General features: G+C 69.9%; 16 protein-coding genes. 9 read left to right on the forward strand and 7 right to left on the reverse strand.

Annotated elements, in window-relative coordinates; genetic code table 11:
- Positions 1 to 580 precede the first annotated feature (580 nt).
- The 4 genes from ACWDEN_RS08565 (at position 581) to ACWDEN_RS08580 (ending at position 5,617) form a co-directional block, all read left to right on the forward strand.
- On the forward strand, positions 581 to 1,354 hold the full coding sequence (locus ACWDEN_RS08565) for an isoprenyl transferase (RefSeq protein ID WP_351611826.1): 774 nt from the start codon (positions 581 to 583) through the stop codon (positions 1,352 to 1,354).
- 352 nt (positions 1,355 to 1,706) lie between these two features.
- Positions 1,707 to 3,032, forward strand: a complete 1,326-nt coding sequence (locus ACWDEN_RS08570) for a PhoH family protein (protein ID WP_351611829.1) — start codon at positions 1,707 to 1,709, stop codon at positions 3,030 to 3,032.
- A 400-nt stretch (positions 3,033 to 3,432) separates the two neighbouring features.
- Positions 3,433 to 4,131, forward strand: a complete 699-nt coding sequence (locus tag ACWDEN_RS08575; protein ID WP_351611831.1) for an aggregation-promoting factor C-terminal-like domain-containing protein — start codon at positions 3,433 to 3,435, stop codon at positions 4,129 to 4,131.
- A 151-nt stretch (positions 4,132 to 4,282) separates the two neighbouring features.
- Positions 4,283 to 5,617 carry an AI-2E family transporter gene (locus ACWDEN_RS08580; protein WP_351611833.1) on the forward strand — a complete coding sequence of 445 codons (1,335 nt, stop codon included), beginning with the start codon at positions 4,283 to 4,285 and terminating at the stop codon, positions 5,615 to 5,617.
- 21 nt (positions 5,618 to 5,638) lie between these two features.
- On the opposite strand, the gene ACWDEN_RS08585 is transcribed toward ACWDEN_RS08580, so the two are convergent.
- Together ACWDEN_RS08585 and ACWDEN_RS08590 are read right to left on the reverse strand one after the other, a co-directional pair.
- The gene (locus ACWDEN_RS08585; protein WP_351611836.1) at positions 5,639 to 6,172 is read right to left on the reverse strand and encodes an alkyl hydroperoxide reductase; all 534 of its coding nucleotides are present in this window, start codon (positions 6,170 to 6,172) and stop codon (positions 5,639 to 5,641) included.
- A gap of 3 nt (positions 6,173 to 6,175) precedes the next feature.
- Positions 6,176 to 6,730: a peroxiredoxin gene (locus ACWDEN_RS08590; protein WP_351611839.1), complete on the reverse strand. Its 555-nt coding sequence runs from the start codon at positions 6,728 to 6,730 to the stop codon at positions 6,176 to 6,178.
- Between the two features lie 138 nt (positions 6,731 to 6,868).
- On the opposite strand from ACWDEN_RS08590, the gene ACWDEN_RS08595 reads away from it, so the two are divergent.
- From ACWDEN_RS08595 to ACWDEN_RS08610, 4 genes are all read left to right on the forward strand, one after another.
- On the forward strand, positions 6,869 to 7,816 hold the full coding sequence (locus ACWDEN_RS08595) for a LysR substrate-binding domain-containing protein (protein ID WP_450858256.1): 948 nt from the start codon (positions 6,869 to 6,871) through the stop codon (positions 7,814 to 7,816).
- Positions 7,817 to 7,990: 174 nt separating this feature from the next.
- Positions 7,991 to 8,857: a MarR family transcriptional regulator gene (locus ACWDEN_RS08600; RefSeq protein ID WP_351611842.1), complete on the forward strand. Its 867-nt coding sequence runs from the start codon at positions 7,991 to 7,993 to the stop codon at positions 8,855 to 8,857.
- Between the two features lie 60 nt (positions 8,858 to 8,917).
- Positions 8,918 to 9,304, forward strand: a complete 387-nt coding sequence (locus ACWDEN_RS08605; protein ID WP_351611845.1) for a roadblock/LC7 domain-containing protein — start codon at positions 8,918 to 8,920, stop codon at positions 9,302 to 9,304.
- Between the two features lie 3 nt (positions 9,305 to 9,307).
- On the forward strand, positions 9,308 to 9,733 hold the full coding sequence (locus ACWDEN_RS08610; RefSeq protein WP_351611847.1) for a hypothetical protein: 426 nt from the start codon (positions 9,308 to 9,310) through the stop codon (positions 9,731 to 9,733).
- Between the two features lie 47 nt (positions 9,734 to 9,780).
- Here ACWDEN_RS08610 and ACWDEN_RS08615 read toward each other — a convergent pair whose 3' ends face one another.
- The 5 genes from ACWDEN_RS08615 to ACWDEN_RS08635 form a co-directional block, all read right to left on the reverse strand.
- Positions 9,781 to 12,123, reverse strand: a complete 2,343-nt coding sequence (locus tag ACWDEN_RS08615) for an ABC transporter permease (protein WP_450858102.1) — start codon at positions 12,121 to 12,123, stop codon at positions 9,781 to 9,783.
- Entirely contained in the window at positions 12,120 to 12,809 is a 690-nt protein-coding gene (locus ACWDEN_RS08620) for an ABC transporter ATP-binding protein (protein ID WP_351611853.1), read from the reverse strand. Before ACWDEN_RS08620 ends, ACWDEN_RS08615 begins: the two co-directional genes overlap by 4 nt.
- On the reverse strand, positions 12,806 to 13,330 hold the full coding sequence (locus ACWDEN_RS08625) for a PadR family transcriptional regulator (protein ID WP_351611855.1): 525 nt from the start codon (positions 13,328 to 13,330) through the stop codon (positions 12,806 to 12,808). Before ACWDEN_RS08625 ends, ACWDEN_RS08620 begins: the two co-directional genes overlap by 4 nt.
- Positions 13,331 to 13,424: 94 nt before the next feature.
- The gene (locus tag ACWDEN_RS08630) at positions 13,425 to 13,658 is read right to left on the reverse strand and encodes a hypothetical protein (RefSeq protein WP_351611858.1); all 234 of its coding nucleotides are present in this window, start codon (positions 13,656 to 13,658) and stop codon (positions 13,425 to 13,427) included.
- Positions 13,655 to 14,566, reverse strand: a complete 912-nt coding sequence (locus ACWDEN_RS08635; RefSeq protein ID WP_351611860.1) for an SPFH domain-containing protein — start codon at positions 14,564 to 14,566, stop codon at positions 13,655 to 13,657. The genes ACWDEN_RS08630 and ACWDEN_RS08635 overlap by 4 nt, the downstream gene beginning before the upstream one ends.
- A 217-nt stretch (positions 14,567 to 14,783) precedes the next feature.
- Between ACWDEN_RS08635 and ACWDEN_RS08640 the strand changes: the two genes are divergently transcribed.
- Positions 14,784 to 17,126 (forward strand): transglycosylase domain-containing protein, encoded by a 2,343-nt coding sequence (locus ACWDEN_RS08640; RefSeq protein WP_450858105.1) that lies wholly within the window; start codon positions 14,784 to 14,786, stop codon positions 17,124 to 17,126.
- Positions 17,127 to 17,131 lie beyond the last annotated feature (5 nt).

The following is a 17,131-nucleotide window of genomic DNA, read 5'->3' on the forward strand; positions in this document are numbered from 1 at the left end:
CGGTGCCGTGAAGCCGAATGACCTTCCCGCGGCCCGTAGCGGAACCGTCAAGTCACCGTTCGCTGACCGGTTAGCCCGTCGGGGGGACCCCCGGGGCAACTCGCCGGGACGCGCTCAAAGTGGCGCAAATCCTGCGGATCCCTCCGAATCGTTTCGAATCTGATCGGTTTTCCTTGGGATTCCGCTGTGAACCGGCCATGCGGCACCCCTGAATCCAGCCTCGCGCGCCCACCGGGGCGTCGCCGGATGATTCCGGAGAGTAGTTGTGTCCCGCGGATGCACCCACCATCCCTTACGAAGGGTTATGGTGGAAACCCCCCCTCGGGCCGGTCCGTCTCCCCCCCACGGACCGGCCCGTTTTTCTTGCGCGTCACCGGCAGGTCTCGGAAGGGGGACTCCGGGAACCTCCCGGCTTGCGACGAACGTCCCCACCCATGGACGAACGTCCCCACCCATGGACGAGCGTCCTCACCCATGGGGGCGCCCCCGATCCCCAAACCCCGGGCCAGAACCGAACCCCCAGCGGGGGTAGGCTCAACAACCTCCCGCACCCCAACCCCCGCCACCCCCGGAGGGCCACGTGAACCTGCGCGACAATCTGCGCAGCCTGCTCGTCAGGCTCTACGCACGCCGGGTGGAGGGCCACCTGGACCACGCTCAGGTGCCCAAGCACATCGGCGTCATCATGGACGGCAACCGCCGCTGGGCGAAGGCGTCCGGTTCCACCACCGTCCACGGCCACCGGGCCGGTGCGGAAAAGATCGAGGAGTTCCTCGGCTGGTGCACCGAGACCGACGTCGAGGTCGTCACCCTGTGGCTGCTGTCCACGGACAACTTCGACCGGCCGCAGGACGAACTCGTCCCGCTGCTCGGCATCATCGAGGACGTCGTCCGCACGCTCGCCGCCGACGGCCGCTGGCGCGTGCACCACGTCGGCACGATGGACCTGCTGCCGGGCGGGATGCAGCGCACCCTGAAGGAGGCCGAGGAGACCACCGCCCACATCGACGGCATACTCGTCAACGTGGCCATCGGCTACGGCGGCCGGCAGGAGATCGCCGACGCCGTGCGCTCCATGCTGCTCGACGCCCACGACAAGGGCGCGACCTTGGAGGACCTCGCCGAGTCCGTCGACATCGACATGATCGGCCGTCATCTCTACACCGGCGACCAGCCCGACCCGGACCTCGTCATCCGCACCAGCGGCGAGCAGCGGCTGTCCGGATTCATGCTGTGGCAGACCGCGCACTCCGAGTACTACTTCTGCGAGGTCTTCTGGCCCGCCTTCCGCAAGGTCGACTTCCTGCGTGCCCTGCGCGACTACGCCGCACGTCACCGCCGTTACGGCGGCTGAACCGCACCGAACGCCCCGTCGGCCGCCACGCCGTCGGGGTGCGCCGGATACCCGGATTCGTGTGGATGTAACGAGGAGTTCACCGGTACGCCGGTGGCCGCTTTTGCATGGCGGTGCATGTTCGAGGGCATAAGCCAAACAGGTCGACGCCCGAACCACGGGTGTCGGATCTCAGCGGGCGGCACGGGGCCGTCCGCCCGGGAGGCCCTTTGCACCAGCCCGATCGTGCGGTGACTGCACGGAAGCAGCCGCGGAGGGCCGGTTCACGGCCCGCCGCCGTACGCGGGGGCCGCACACCGGTCCAGCTCCACTTCGTCGCTCCCCGACCTCATCCGAGGGGGTACGTCCTTCCGTGGTGACCAGCACAAAGCGCCACAAGTCCGACCGGCGCACCTATGTTCTCGACACCAGCGTCCTGCTGGCCGACCCGAACGCCCTGACCCGCTTCGACGAGCACGAGGTCGTGCTCCCCATCGTGGTGGTCACGGAACTGGAGGCCAAGCGGCACCATCCGGAACTCGGCTACTTCGCCCGTCAGGCCCTGCGCCTGCTCGACGACTACCGGGTCCGGCACGGCCGTCTCGATGCCCCCATTCCGATCGGGGACCTCGGCGGCACCGTCCGTGTCGAGCTCAACCACTCGGACCCCAGCGTGCTGCCCACCGGCTACCGCCTGGGTGACAACGACTCCCGCATCCTCGCGGTGGCCCGCAACCTGCAGGCCGAGGGGTACGACGTCACCGTCGTGTCGAAGGACCTCCCGCTCAGGATCAAGGCCTCCTCCGTCGGTCTCCTGGCCGAGGAGTACCGCGCGGAACTCGCCATCACGGAGAACTCCGGCTGGACCGGAATGTCCGAACTGACGCTCTCCGGCGAGCAGGTGGACATCCTCTTCGAGGAAGGGCATCTGTACGTCCCGGAGGCCGCCGAGCTGCCCGTGCACACCGGCCTGACCATCCACTCCGAGCGCGGCAAGGCCCTCGGCCGCATCACCGCCGAGGGCAACGTCCGCCTGGTGCGCGGCGACCGGGAGGCGTTCGGCATCAAGGGCCGCAGCGCCGAGCAGCGCATCGCGCTCGACCTGCTGCTCGACCCGGACGTCGGGATCGTCTCGATGGGCGGCCGGGCCGGCACCGGCAAGTCGGCGCTGGCGCTGTGCGCGGGCCTGGAGGCGGTCCTGGAGCGCCGCCAGCACCAGAAGGTGATGGTGTTCCGGCCGCTGTACGCGGTCGGCGGGCAGGAGTTGGGCTATCTGCCGGGCAGCGAGGCGGAGAAGATGAGCCCGTGGGCGCAGGCTGTCTTCGACACGCTGTCGGCGGTCACCAGCCGCGAGGTCATCGAGGAGGTCACCTCGCGCGGGATGCTCGAGGTGCTCCCGCTCACCCACATCCGCGGCCGCTCACTGCACGACGCGTTCGTGATCGTGGACGAGGCCCAGTCGCTCGAACGGAATGTGCTTCTCACCGTTCTGTCCCGGATCGGCGCCAATTCACGGGTCGTTCTGACCCATGACGTGGCGCAAAGGGACAATCTGCGCGTAGGCCGCTACGACGGGGTGGTCGCCGTCGTTGAGAAGCTCAAGGGGCACCCGCTCTTCGCGCATGTCACGCTGACTCGCTCCGAGAGGTCCCAGATTGCGGCGCTTGTGACCGAAATGCTGGAGGACGGGCACATCTGACCCCACTCCCATGACAGTTGGCGCCGTCCGGCAAAGGCCACGAGCCTAGCCGGGCGGCGCCTCGGCGTGTGGAGCTTTCCGAAAATCCCCTGGGCCAAACGGGATGTGAGCTTTCACACGCAACACAGAATTGCCACTCGGCGTCCGGTTACGGCAGAGTCTCAGTCCTGTCAGGCCCCGCATACGACACACCTGTACCGCCAGCGGTACAGCACCACAGAAGTACCACCAACTCCATAGAGTTCGTCGTATGCCGCCCGAGCACCATGCGGCGCTCCCCGAAGGGGGAGTTGCCCACCGGGCCCGCGCCTCCCGTGACCCCGCAGTTGGGAGGCCAGTGCCAGGGGCACGATTGCGTCCGCCAGGGTCACCGAAGCGGGCGATGCTGGAAGGAAACCGTGTGAGCCGGATTTCGGTCCGGGGATTCGCAGTGGCCTCGGCCACCGCGGTCACCGCCGTCGGAAGCGTCGTCGGAGTTGCCTCGGGCAGCGTCGCGCAGAACAACAACGACGCCGAGGCGACGGCAGCCGACACCACGCTCCTCGCGGACATACCCGCGGGCCAGCAGGCCCAGGTGCAGTCCGCGTCCTTGACGCAGCAGGCCGACGCCCAGGCCATCGCCGCGGACTCGAGTGCCAAGAAGGACGCCGAGGAGGCGGCCCGCAAGGCAGCCGCCGAGACCGCGATCGCCAAGAAGGCGGCGGCCGAGCAGGCGGCCAAGGACGCCAAGGCGCGTGCCGAGGCGAAGTCCGCGGCCAGCCGCGACAGCGCCCGCGACTCCTCGAGCTTCCCCGTCCAGAGCAGCTACACCGTCGCACAGATCCAGGCGATGGCGCGTCAGATGGTGGCGTCCGACCAGTACCAGTGCTTCAGCAACATCGTGGACCACGAGTCCAGCTGGAACTACCAGGCGACGAACGCCTCCTCCGGTGCCTACGGCCTCTTCCAGGCCCTCCCCGCCGGCAAGTACGCCTCCGCCGGCGCGGACTGGCAGACCAACCCCGCCACGCAGATCAAGTGGGGCCTCAACTACATGGACAGCCGGTACGGCAGCCCCTGCCAGGCCTGGTCGTTCTGGGCGGCCAACCACTGGTACTAGGCGCTCCGCCGGTTCGGCCGAGTGACTCAACTTTGCGCAGCCCCTCCCCGTCCTTAGGGGAGGGGCTTTCGCCCTGTACGGTCGTATCCGAACGCCTCCAGGGGGAGGAGAGGTGGCGAGCACGCGGGGACGCGGGGGAAGAGGACGGATCATGTCGCGAGTGCCAGGGTGGCTCGGCAAGCTCGGTGCCGGCCTCACCGAGATGAGTGAGCGCTTGGACGAGCGCCGTGCGGAGGTGGAGCGCGAGCAGTCCGCGCCCTCCGAGGACACCCCGCTCGAACCGGTCGCCGCGGCCCCCGCGCCCGACGCCGCCGTACCATCCCCCCGCCGGCCCGTACCCGCGACCGGTCCCCGCCCCGACCCCGCCGAGGCCGTGCCCTGGGGTGTGCGGGTCGCGGCCGAGGCCGGCTGGCGCATGCTGGTCCTCGCCGGCACCGTCTGGGTGCTGATGAAGGTCATCAGCGCGGTCCAGCTGGTGGTGTTCGCCTTCGTCATCGCCCTGCTCGTCACCGCGCTGCTGCAGCCGACGGTCGCCCGGCTCACCCGGCGCGGAGTGCCGCGCGGCCCGGCCACCGCGCTCACCGCGATCAGCGGGTTCGTCGTCATAGGGCTGATGGGCTGGTTCGTGACCTGGCAGGTCATGGAGAACATCGACACGCTCTCCAACCAGATCCAGTCCGGCATCGACGACCTGCGCAACTGGCTGCTGAAGAGCCCCTTCCACGTCACCGACAAGCAGATCAACCAGATCGCCAAGAACCTCCGCGAGGCGATCGGCGCCAACACCGACCAGATAACGTCCGCAGGGCTGGAGGGCGTTCAGGTCATCGTCGACTTCCTCACCGGGCTCCTGCTGGTGTTCTTCTCGACGCTGTTCCTGCTCTACGACGGCAGGCGCATCTGGGAGTGGTTCCTGAAGCTGGTGCCCGCCGCCGCCCGCCCGGGCGTGGCCGGCGCCGGCCCGCGCGCCTGGCGCACCCTGACCGCCTACGTCCGGGGCACGGTCCTGGTCGCCCTCATCGACGCCACGTTCATCGGCATCGGCATCTACTTCCTCAACGTGCCGATGGCCGTCCCGCTGGCCGTCTTCATCTTCCTGTTCTCGTTCATCCCGCTCGTCGGCGCGGTCGCCTCCGGCGCGCTCGCGGTGATCGTGGCGCTGGTCACCCAGGGCGTCTTCACGGCCGTCATGACCCTGGTGGTCGTCCTCGCCGTCCAGCAGATAGAGGGCCACATCCTGCAGCCGTTCATCCTCGGCCGCGCGGTCCGCGTGCACCCGCTGGCCGTCGTCCTCACGGTCGCGGCCGGCGGCATGGTGGCCGGCATCGGCGGCGCGGTGGTGGCCGTACCGCTGGTGGCGGTGACGAACACGGTGGTGGGATATCTGCGGCAGTACGCGGAGGAGCTGCGGCTGCAGAAGGCCGCCGCCGTGACGGCGGACGAGCTCCTGGCCGAGAACGCGGAAGACCCCGCCCACCAAGGGTGAGCGGGGCCTTCGCGGAACCGCCTACTCGGCCAGCACGGCCTCGGCGTCGAGGGTGACGCCGACCGCCTGGATCACCGAGGCGATCTTGAACGCCTCCTGGACGACCTCGCGCTCCACGCCCGCCTTGCGCAGCACCTGCTCGTGCGAGTCCAGGCACATGCCGCAGCCGTTGATCGCGGACACCGCGAACGACCACAGCTCGAAGTCGGCCTTCTCCACGCCCGGGTTGCCGATGACGTTCATCCGCAGGCCCGCGCGCAGGGTGCCGTACTCGTGGTCGGACAGCAGGTGACGCGTCCGGTAGAAGACGTTGTTCATCGCCATGACGGCGGCGGCCGACTTGGCGGCCGTGTACGCCTCCGGCGTCAGGTTCGCCTTCGCCTCCGGCTCCAGCTCACGCAGCACGATCGGGGAACGGGAGGCGATGGCGGTCGCCAGCACCGTGCCCCACAGCGCCTGCGCGGGAAGGTCGGAGTTGCCGATGACCGAGCCCAGGTTGAGCTTCAGGTCCTTGGCGTAGTCCGGGACGCGGGACTTCAGCGAGTCGAGCGACATGGGTCACTCACCGGCCAGCAGCGCGACCGCGTCCAGGGTGTCCTCACCCTTGTTCCAGTTGCACGGGCACAGCTCGTCGGTCTGCAGGGCGTCCAGGACCCGCAGGACCTCCTTGGGGTTACGGCCCACGGAACCGGCGGTGACCATGGTGAACTGGATCTCGCGGTTGGGGTCGACGATGAAGACGGCGCGCTGCGCGAAGCCGTCCTCGCCCTCGATGCCCAGGTCGCGCATCAGCTCGTGCTTGGAGTCGGCCATCATCGGGAACGGCAGGTCGGTCAGGTCCGGGTGGTCCTTGCGCCAGGCGTGGTGGACGAACTCGGAGTCACCGGAGAAGCCGAGGATCTGGGCGTCGCGGTCGGCGAACTCGTCGTTCAGCTTCCCGAACGCGGCGATCTCGGTCGGGCAGACGAAGGTGAAGTCCTTCGGCCAGGCAAACACGACCAGCCACTTGCCCTCGTAGGACTTGTGGTGGATCTGCTCGAACTCCTTGCCCTTCTCCAGCGAGACGCAGGCGGTCAGTTCGAACTCGGGGAACTTGTCACCGACAGTGAGCACACGCTCTCCTTGCAGCGAGGAACACCCTTTTTGGGGGTGTTTCCCATGGGTTGGACTCCGTCGATGTTGGCACAGGGTGCATTGATTAGTGAAATAGCTACACTCGGTCATGTTGATCGGAGGTAGTTATCAGTGACCATGAGTAACGGCAAGCGGAGGCAGCCGAGCCTCGCCCAGCTGCGTGCCTTCGCCGCCGTCGCCGAGCATCTGCACTTCCGGGACGCGGCGGCCGCCATCGGGATGAGCCAGCCCGCCCTGTCCGGTGCGGTCTCGGCGCTGGAGGAGACCCTGGGCGTGACCCTCCTCGAGCGTACGACGCGCAAGGTGCTGCTCTCGCCCGCCGGCGAGCGGCTGGCCGTACGGGCGAGGGCGGTGCTGGACGCGGTGGGGGCGCTGCTGGAGGAGGCCGAGGCGGTCCGGGCGCCGTTCACGGGCGTCCTGCGCCTCGGGGTGATCCCCACGGTCGCGCCGTACCTCCTGCCGACCGTGCTGCGGCTGGTCCACGAGCGCTATCCGCACCTCGACCTCCAGGTGCACGAGGAGCAGACCGCCAGCCTGATCGACGGCCTGAACTCCGGCCGTCTCGACCTGCTGTTGCTGGCGGTGCCGCTCGGCGTGCCCGGAGTCGCCGAACTCCCGCTCTTCGACGAGGACTTCGTGCTCGTCACCCCGCTCGACCACTGGCTCGGCGGCCGCGAGGGCATCCCGCGCGAGGCGCTGAAGGAGCTGAACCTGCTGCTCCTGGACGAGGGCCACTGCCTGCGCGACCAGGCCCTGGACATCTGCCGGGAGGCGGGCCGCGAGGACGCGCCGGTGACCACGACGGCCGCCGGGCTGTCCACGCTGGTCCAGCTGGTCGCCGGAGGGCTCGGGTGCACCTTGCTGCCGCGTACCGCGCTGAAGCTGGAGACGACCCGGAGCAGCCAGCTCCTCACCGGCTACTTCGCCGACCCGGCACCGAGCCGCCGGGTCGCCTTCGCCATGCGGGCGGGCGCGGCCAGGGCCGCCGAGTACGGGGAACTGGCGGCGGCCCTGCGGGAAGCGCTGGGCACGCTGCCGGTGCGGGTGCTCGACCCGGACGGGTGAGCCCGTCAATCGATCAAATGAGTGTCGAACAAAGTGATGTGCAACGGCATGAAACTCCAACTTCCGTCAGTCCGGGTCAGGTCGGAAATCCCCGGCTGAAACATGCCGCTCGGCTGATACACATACCCCCTCGGTGCGACGCGTCAGGCGTCTGTGCGAAATGCAAGGGGAGTGATGGATCACGGCGGGCTCGCGCACGCGTTGACCGCGTGCGGGCGTGACGGATTCACGGGGGAACTGCGCGTGCCGGGGAGCCCCGGCGGTGCCTTCCATCTGCGGGACGGACTCGTCGTGGCGGCGGAGAGTCCGGGCGCCCCCGGCGCCGAGGTGCTGCTGCTGCGCTCCGAGCGCATCGACGGCGAGCAGTGGGCGGAACTGGTGCGCGGATCCGGGGAGCGCTGGCCGACCGCCGGGCTGATCGAGCGCGGCTACGCGGGGGCCGCCCAGCTCCGGGTCGTGTGCCTGATGGCGCTGCAGGACGCGGCCTTCGCCGTCGTCGCCGGCCGGGTGGACGCCTGCGAACGCCTCACCGGCACCGAGCCGCACGCCCCGGTCGCCCCCGGCGAGAGGCCCGCCCGGCTGCTCGAGGAGGCGGTGCGCAAGGTGGCCGCCGTGGACGCGCTGCCGTACCCCGTACGCCCCGACCGCGAACGGCCCCTGCCCAAGGCCTCGCCGCAGCATGCCTGCACCCCGCTGCAACGGGAACTGCTCGCGCACGCCGACGGCCGCCGTACCGCCCGCGACCTCGCCTTCCGCACCGGCCGCGGCGTCTACACGGTCACCGTGGAGGTCGCGCGGATGCTGAGCGAAGGGCTGCTGGAGTGCGCCGGCCCGCTCGCCCCGGCCCCGCTCCTGATGGCGCCCGAGGCGCCCGTCGCGCGGCACCGCGAGCAGGACGCGCCGGAGCCGGAGGCGCCCGCCTCCGCCGAACTGCCGCACCGCGCACCCGGTGCCAGCGGCATCACCGAAGTCCTCGCCCCGCCGCCGAGCGGGGTGGGCTGGAAAGGGTTCTTCCGGCTGCGGCACGGAACCGCCGAATGACAGGGGTCCGCCGACTGCCGCAGCGGTCGAATCCGGCAAGGGAACAAGGGAGTTGAGCACATGGACCATGAAGCGCTGGCGCAGGAGATGCGCGGACTGCGCGAGGAGGTGACCGGGATCACCGACACCGCCCTCGCGGCGGCCGACGGCATGCTCATCGCGGCCGACACCGCCGAGTCGATCGACCCGGAGGGGCTCGCCGCGCTCGCGGCGGCGGGCCTGGGCCTGGCGCGCCGCACCGCCGCCGCCACGGCGCGCGGAGCGCTGCGCCAGACGGTGACGTACGGCAGCCACGGCTGCGTCGCCTTCTACGCCGTCGGCGACACCGCCCTGATGGTGGTCCTCGGTGACGAGGGGATGGACGTGAACCGCCTGAACCGGGCGACTCCTCCGGCCCTCGACCGCATCGGATCGATCCTCACCGAGAAGACGCCAGAGGGAGTGTGACGGATGGCGACCAAGCGCATGACGGGTTTCTCCGACCAGGTGATGAGTCTGGTGAAGTCGCTGCGGGCCGAGGCGCCCGACTGCGTCGCGGCCGGTGTGGTCGACATGGCCACCGGGATGCTGCTGTCGTACGAGACCGTCGACAACCATCCGCCGGAGGTCCTGGACCTGCTGGCGGGCGCGACCCTCGACCTGTTCCAGGGCCGCACGGTCGTCATGATCGAGGACATCTTCAAGGAGCGCCGCGGGGTCAGCGACGACAACCACTTCTTCCAGGAGATCCTCGTCAACAGCGAGAACCTCACCCATCTGTTCCTGCGGTTGAACGAGCAGCAGGACGTCGTCGCCGTCGTCGTCTGCCGTAAGTCGGTGAACGTCGGCATGCTGTTCGCCCAGGCGCGGAGGGTGGTGCGGGAGCACAGCCTGTGAGGAACGGCCGTGGGCCCTCCCCCGGGGGCCCACGGCGCGTCGCGCTCCTACTCCGTCCGCAACCCCTCCGGCCGCATCAGCCGCAGCAGCGGCGGCAGGCTCAGCAGCGTGACCGTGAGGACGACCGCCGCGCCGGCGCCGGTCATCGACAGCATGCTCGGCCAGTCCACGCCCACCGTCGCGCCCACCATCTTCAGCAGCACCGCGCCCAGCGTCAGTCCGACGGCCGAGGCGAGCAGCAGGCCGAGGGTGATGGGGATCGCCGTCTGCCACAGCACCGACATGCTCAGGGTGCGTCGCCGGGTGCCGAAGGCGACCAGCGACGACAGCAGCTTGCGCCGCTCGCGCAACTGCTCCAGCTGGGACACCAGCAGGCTCGCCCCGATCAGCGCCAGCACACAGACCGCGCCGGCGAAGGTTCCCGTACGGATGGAGGTGAATTTGTTCGACTGCTCGGTGGACGACCACACCAGCGAGTCCGCGAGCGGGTCGATCCGCGCCGCCGTGTTGCGGACGAACTCGTGCACGTCCGGCAGCGACTCGTCCAGTCTGAGGTACACCGATCCGGCCAGCGCGGCGCTCATCCGGTGGGACACGGCGGCCGGGGTCATCAGCACACCGCTCTCCTTGAAGCCGGCCGGACCGATGAGCGCGCGGCCCCGCTTCAGGTTGCCGGGCACGGTCCACACGACGTCCGGGCCGTTGCCCGCGCCGTCGCTCGCGTCGAGATGGAGGGTGCGGCCGGGCCGGGCGAGCTTCGCCACGTCGGCGTCCCGGTCCGCGCCGGTCACCGCGAAGACGTCGCCGTCGCGGCAGCTCGGCAGGTCGGCCATCTCCCGCAGCGTGGCACAGGTGCCCACGGTGAGGCCGACGGTGTTCGCCGGCCCCTTGTCGGAGCTCCAGCGCCCGTCGCCCAGCTCGGTGCTGCCAACCGAGGTGGCCTTCCGCACGCCCTTGGTCGCGGCGAACTGCTGGGCGGCCGGGAGGAAGGGCAGCCCCCGTGACAGGTTGACCTGCATCTGCACCCGGTCGGTGTTCTGCCCGGTGTACTTGGTGTAGTCGTCCTGGACCCCCGCGAACAGCATCTGCAGCGCGATCGCCCCGGCCACCGCGACCGCGATGCCGTTGACCAGGCGGGCCGCCGAACCGCTGCTCAACTGCAGCCGTCGTACGGCCAGTTGCCAGGACAGCCCGCCGCTTCCGAGCCGGGCCACGACCGCCTCGACGACCCATGGCAGCAGCGCGGTGACACCGACGAGCAGCAGCAGGACGCCGCCGATCACCAGGTACTCGTTGAAGGTGCCGTTGCTGCGGCCCTGTCCGATCATGGGGGTGAGCATCGCCAGGCCGCCCAGCGGCAGCAGCAGCCGCCACCACAGCCGGCGGCGGGTGGGCTTGGCCGTACGGACCACGCCCAGCGGCTCGATGACCACCCGGCGCAGCGCGAACAGCGTGACCAGCACCGCCGCCGCCGGAACGGCGAGAGCGACCAGGGCGGCCAGTGCCGGGGAGGGATCGAGATAGCTGGGGAAGACGCTGATGCCCACGATCTCGACCGAGCCCGCGAGCTGCCGGCCGAGCAGGAAGAAGACGGTGCCGAAGACCAGCCCGAGCAGCGAGCCCGCGAGTGCCTCGCCGGCCGCGATCCGCCGGGTCATCCGGCTGTCGGAGCCCACCAGCCGCAGCGCGGCCAGCCTGCGGTCGCGCCGCTCGCCGCCGAACCGTACGGCCGTGGCGATGAACACGGCGACCGGCATCAGCAGCACCACGAAGACGACCAGCACCAGCAGGATCAGTACCGGGTCGGCCTTGTTCACCGGTGAGGCCTTCGGCGGACCGAAGTGGTCGATCCGGGCCGTCCGCCAGCCGTCGAAGCGCGGGGCGAGGTCCTTCGCCCCGGCGTAGTAGGCGAGTTCGTGCGAGCCGATGAGTCCGGGCTCGGCGATCGTCCCGGTGATCCGGTACGGCAGCCGCTCGCGCAGCAGCTTGCCGTCCGCCGAGCCGAGGAGATCCTTCAGTGCGGGCGAGACGACCATCTCGCCGGGCGCCGGGTACTTCGTGAGGCCCGGTGCGAGCGGTGCCCGCGGCCCTTCGGGCTCCACCAGCCGGCCGCGCACGTCGCTGCCGCGGAAGGTGCTGTCGGTGTCGGAGATCACCAGGGTGTTCGCGGCCTTCGCCCGGTGCGGGCCGTAGGTGTAGTCCAAGCGGTCCTGGTTGCGCTGGTCCCGTACCGCCAGCGCGTTCGGGATCGCGGTCGTCAGCAGCAGCAGCGTGACGCCGAGACCGACGCCGACCGCCGTCAGCAGCATCCGGATCCAGCCCTCGCGCCCGCCGGTGAAGGCGAACCGGACCCCCATGCCGAGGTCCCGGCCCCATTGCCGGGCGTTCATATGGCGCGCTCCATGTCCCGGGACTTGCCGTCGCGTACGACGATCTCGCGGTCGGAGTAGGCGGCCACCCGGGGCTCGTGCGTGACCAGGACGACGGCCGCGTTGGCGGTGCGGGCCGCGTCGGTCAGCAGCTCCATCACGCGCTCGCCGTTGAGGGAGTCGAGTGCGCCGGTCGGCTCGTCGGCGAACACCACCCGGGGCTCGGTGACCAGTGCGCGCGCCACCGCGACGCGCTGTCCCTGGCCGCCGGAGACCTCGCCGGGCCGCTTGTCCTTGAGGTCGTCCACCTCCAGGCGTTCCATCCAGGCGAGCGCGGCCCGCTCGGCCTGCTTGCGGGGGCGGCCGTTCAGCCTGAGGGGCAGGGCCACGTTCTCCACGCAGGTCAGCTCGGGCACCAGCTGGCCGAACTGGAAGACGAACCCGAACTCGGAGCGGCGCAGCGCGCTGCGTTCGGCGTCGTTCATGCCGGCGAGTTCGCGGCCGTTGTAGATGATGGACCCGGAGTCGGGCGGCACGATGCCGGCGAGGCAGTGCAGCAGCGTCGACTTGCCGGAGCCGGAGGGGCCCATCACGGCGACGACCTCGCCGGGGTGGATGGAGAACTCGGCGCCGTCGAGCGCGACCGTGGGGCCGTAGGCCTTGTGCAGGTTCTCGGCGGCGAGCAGGAAGCCGGGGGGAGGAGTCACTTGGCCACCACCTCGCGGAGCTTGTCGAGGCGCGCGGCGGTCAGTTCCAGCCAGCGCAGGTCGGCCTCCAGATGGAACAGCGCGTGGTCGCAGATCAGCTGGTCCGCGAGGTCGCCCTTGCGCTTGCGGTCGGTCAGGATCCGCATGCTGCGCAGGTGCTCGGCGCGCTGGGTGTCGAGTATGAGGGAGGCGTCGCGGTGGGTGAGGAGGGCGAGGACGACCTTGGTGTACAGGGTCGACTGCAGGTACTCCTCGGGCTTCTCCGGAGTGGCGAGCCAGGCGTTGACGTCGGTGATGCCGGCTTCGGTGATGGCGTACCGCTTGCGCTCGGGACCGCCGCCCGCCTCGATCCCGTCGACTTCCACGAGGCCGTGCTTCAGCAGCCGGGACATCGTGGAGTAGACCTGGCCGTAGTGCAGCGGCCGGTCGTGACCGAACTTCTCGTCGAAGGCCCGCTTCAGGTCGTAACCGTGCCGCGGGCCGGACTCCAGGAGCCCCAGGAGAGTGTGACCGATGGACATGCGCAGCACTCTACACATGGTGTATACGCAGCATGTATACGCGGAGTGCAGGGATCATGGCCCGGTGTGCGGCGGTGCAGGTGGGAGCCGATTGTCACGGTTCCGAAACAGGCGGCCTGCCCCTGCGCGGCATGGGGCCGGTCTCCTTCGGCAGCCGTCCCGCCTCCGCCAGCGCCCTGCGCAGCAGGAACTCGATCTGCGCGTTGGCCGACCGCAGGTCCTCCCCGGCCCACCGCGCGATCGCCTCGTACACCGACGGGTCCAGCCGCAGCAGCACCTGCTTGCGCTGCTGCGGCCGTCGCTTCGGGGTCTCCGAAGGCTCCGTCACTGGTAGAGCGTCCCGGTGTTGAGGACCGGCTGCGGGGCCCGGTCGCCGCAGAGCACCACCATCAGGTTGGACACCATCGCCGCCTTGCGCTCCTCGTCGAGTTCCACGATGTCCGCCTCCGCGATCCGGGCGAGCGCCGCCTCGACCATGCCGACCGCGCCGTCCACGATCTGCCGCCGCGCGGCCACGACCGCACCGGCCTGCTGCCGCTGGAGCATCGCCGAGGCGATCTCCGGAGCGTATGCGAGATGCGTGAAGCGCGACTCGACGATCCGCACTCCGGCCGCCTCCACGCGCGCCTGCAGCTCCTTGGCCAGCTTCTCGGTGATCTCCTCGGCGTTGCCGCGCAGCGAGAGGCCGTCCTCCTCGTGGGCGTCGTACGGGTACTCGATCGCGATGTGCCGTACGGCGGTCTCGGTCTGGGTGGCGACGAACTCGGCGAAGTCGTCCACCTCGAAGGTGGCCTGGGCGGTGTCCTGGACCTTCCACACCACGACCGCGGCCAGCTCGATCGGGTTGCCGTAGGCGTCGTTGACCTTCAGCACGGCGGTCTCGTGGTTGCGCACGCGGGTGGAGATCCGGGTCCGCGAGGTGAGGGGGTTCACCCAGCGCAGGCCGTCCTGCCGGATCGTGCCCCGGTAGCGGCCGAAGAGCTGGACGACGCGGGCCTCGCCGGGGGCGATGGTGTTCAGGCCGCCCATCGCCAGGAGGCCGGCGAGCAGCACGAGGACGCCGGCGGCTATGAGGCCCCCCTTGGCGCCGCCGGCGGAGACCGTCGAGGAGGTGGCGAAGAGGCCGGCCGCGACGGCCACGCCGAGCAGGCCGAGCAGCAGGGCGAGCCCGCCGCCGATGCTGTGCGCGGTGAACTCCCGTACGCGCGGGGCGGGCATCTCGGGTACGTCGGACATGGATCATCCCCCGTTTCGTGAAAGCTTAGCTTGGGTCTATCCAAGTGATATCACTTTTCCGGGTGGAAGCAACCCTGTGCCCTCCAGAGCCGTCGGTTCCCTTGGGGCAGGTGCTGATTGTCACGTCCGTAAAAGAGCGGATCGGACGCCCTTTGTCATATAGACGGGTGTTAGCTTTCGGAGCTGACCACTGAGACGGAAGCGGAGCGAAGGACCCATGGGACGAGCGGAAGAGAGACGAGCGCGACAGCGCGGTGGCCACCGCGCGGCGCCCAGGCGCCGCCGCTCCGCCCCCACGGCGGCTGCACCGGCCGGCGGCAAGCCCGCGAAGAGCTTCATACGCCGGCTCTTCAGCTGGAAGAAGATCCTCGGCACGTTCCTCGGGCTGTGCCTGCTCGGCATCGGCGGCTTCATCGCCCTCTACATGCTGGTGGACATCCCCAAGGGCGCCAACGCCCTCGCCCAGCAGGAGAGCAACGTCTACAAGTACAGCGACGGCACGGTCCTGGCCCGCGTCGGCAAGACCAACCGCGAGAGCGTGGACCTGTCGAAGGTGCCCAAGGACGTCCAGCACACCTTCGTCGCCGCCGAGAACAAGACCTTCTACTCGGACTCCGGCATCGACCTCAAGGGCCTGGCCCGCGGTCTGTACAACACGGCGATGGGCCGCGGCGCCCAGGGCGGTTCCACGATCACCCAGCAGTACGTCAAGAACTACTACCTCACCCAGAACCAGACCGTCACCCGCAAGCTCAAGGAGATGGTCATCTCCTTGAAGGTCGACCAGAGGCTGTCCAAGGACCAGATCCTCGCGGGCTACATCAACACCAGCTACTACGGCCGCGGCGCCTACGGCATCCAGGCCGCCGCCCAGGCCTACTACCGCACCGACGCAGAGAAGCTGACGGTCCAGCAGGGCGCCTACCTCGCCGCGCTCCTCCAGGCGCCGAGCCAGTACGACTGGGCCGTCGCGACCTCCACGGGCAAGAAGCTGGTGCAGGCCCGCTGGAACTACGTCCTGGACAACATGGTCAAGCAGCACTGGCTGGATCCGGCCGCGCGGCAGGCCATGAAGTTCCCGTACCCCAAGGAGCCCAAGGCGACGCCGAGTCAGGCGGGCCAGAAGGGCTATCTGATCGACCTCGCCAACCAGCAGCTCGAACAGCAGCTGATGCAGCAGGAGAACATCAGCCGCTCCCAGGCGGAGGCCGAGGTGATCGACCGCGGCTGGACCATCACCCTGAACATCGACAAGAAGAAGCAGGTCAAGCTGGAGCAGGCCGTCAAGTCCGAGCTGACCGGCAAGCTGGACCCGAAGAAGCGCAAGGTCGACGGCGCGGTCCAGGCCGGCGCGGTCTCGGTGGACCCGAAGACCGGCAGGATCGTCGCGATGTACGGCGGCAAGGACTACTTCCAGCACTACGTCAACAACGCCACCCGCCGGGACTACCAGCCCGCCTCGACGTTCAAGCCGGTCATCCTCGCCGCCGCGCTGCAGAACAGTGCCACCACGCAGGACGGCAAGCCCATCACCGCCAGCACGATCTACGACGGCACCAGCGGCCGCCAGGTCGTGGACCACGGCAGCAAGGTCGGCTTCGGCCCGCCGAACGAGGACCACCAGAACTACGGGCCCATCACCGTCCAGCAGGCCATGAACAACTCCGTGAACTCCGTCTTCGCGCAGATGGGCATGGACGTGGGCATGGACAAGGTCATGAGCACGGCCAAGCAGCTCGGCATGGACACCACGGGTATGCAGGCGGTGCCCGCGCAGACCCTCGGCTCGATGGGCGCGAGCCCGCTGGAGATGGCCGGGATCTACGCCACGCTCGACAACCACGGCAACAAGGTGACACCGAGCATCCTCAAGTCGGCCGAGCAGAGCAGCCGTTCGGTCCAGATCCCCGACCCGGTCGGCGGCCAGGTGATCAGCCGGACCGCCGCCGACACCGTGACCTCCGTGCTGACCGGTGTGGTCGACGACGGCACGGCGAAGCAGCGCGTGGCGGACAACCCGCTGCGCGCCGGCCAGCAGGTGGCCGGCAAGACCGGTACCTCCGACGAGGACAAGTCCGCCTGGTTCACCGGCTACACGCCCGACCTGGTCACCTCCGTCGGCCTGTTCGGCGAGCAGAGCGGGTCCGGCCGCCATGTGTCCCTGACGGGTGCGACCGGCCTGCTCGATCCGCCCGGCCGCGTCAACGGCGGCACCTACCCGGCGCAGGTCTGGGCGGCGTACACCTTCGGCGTGACGGGCAGCGCCACGTTCGACCTCGACACCACCCAGGGCGCGGCCGTCCAGCCGACGGCCCCCCCGACCTACAGCCAGACCCCGTCGCAGACGCCGTCGCACACGCCGACCAGCAAGGCGCCGAGCAGCTCCGCGCCCCCGTCCAGGACGCCGCCGTCGCACCCGCCGACCCAGCCCCCCACACAGCCCCCGACGCAGCCTCCCACGCAGCCCCCGACGCAGACGCCGACGGGCCAGATCACGCAGGACCCGATCGACCCGGGCGGCAACGGAGGGAACTTCGGCCAGGGCAACTTCGGCCAGTAGGAGCG

This window comes from Streptomyces sp. NPDC001153, assembly GCF_053598315.1.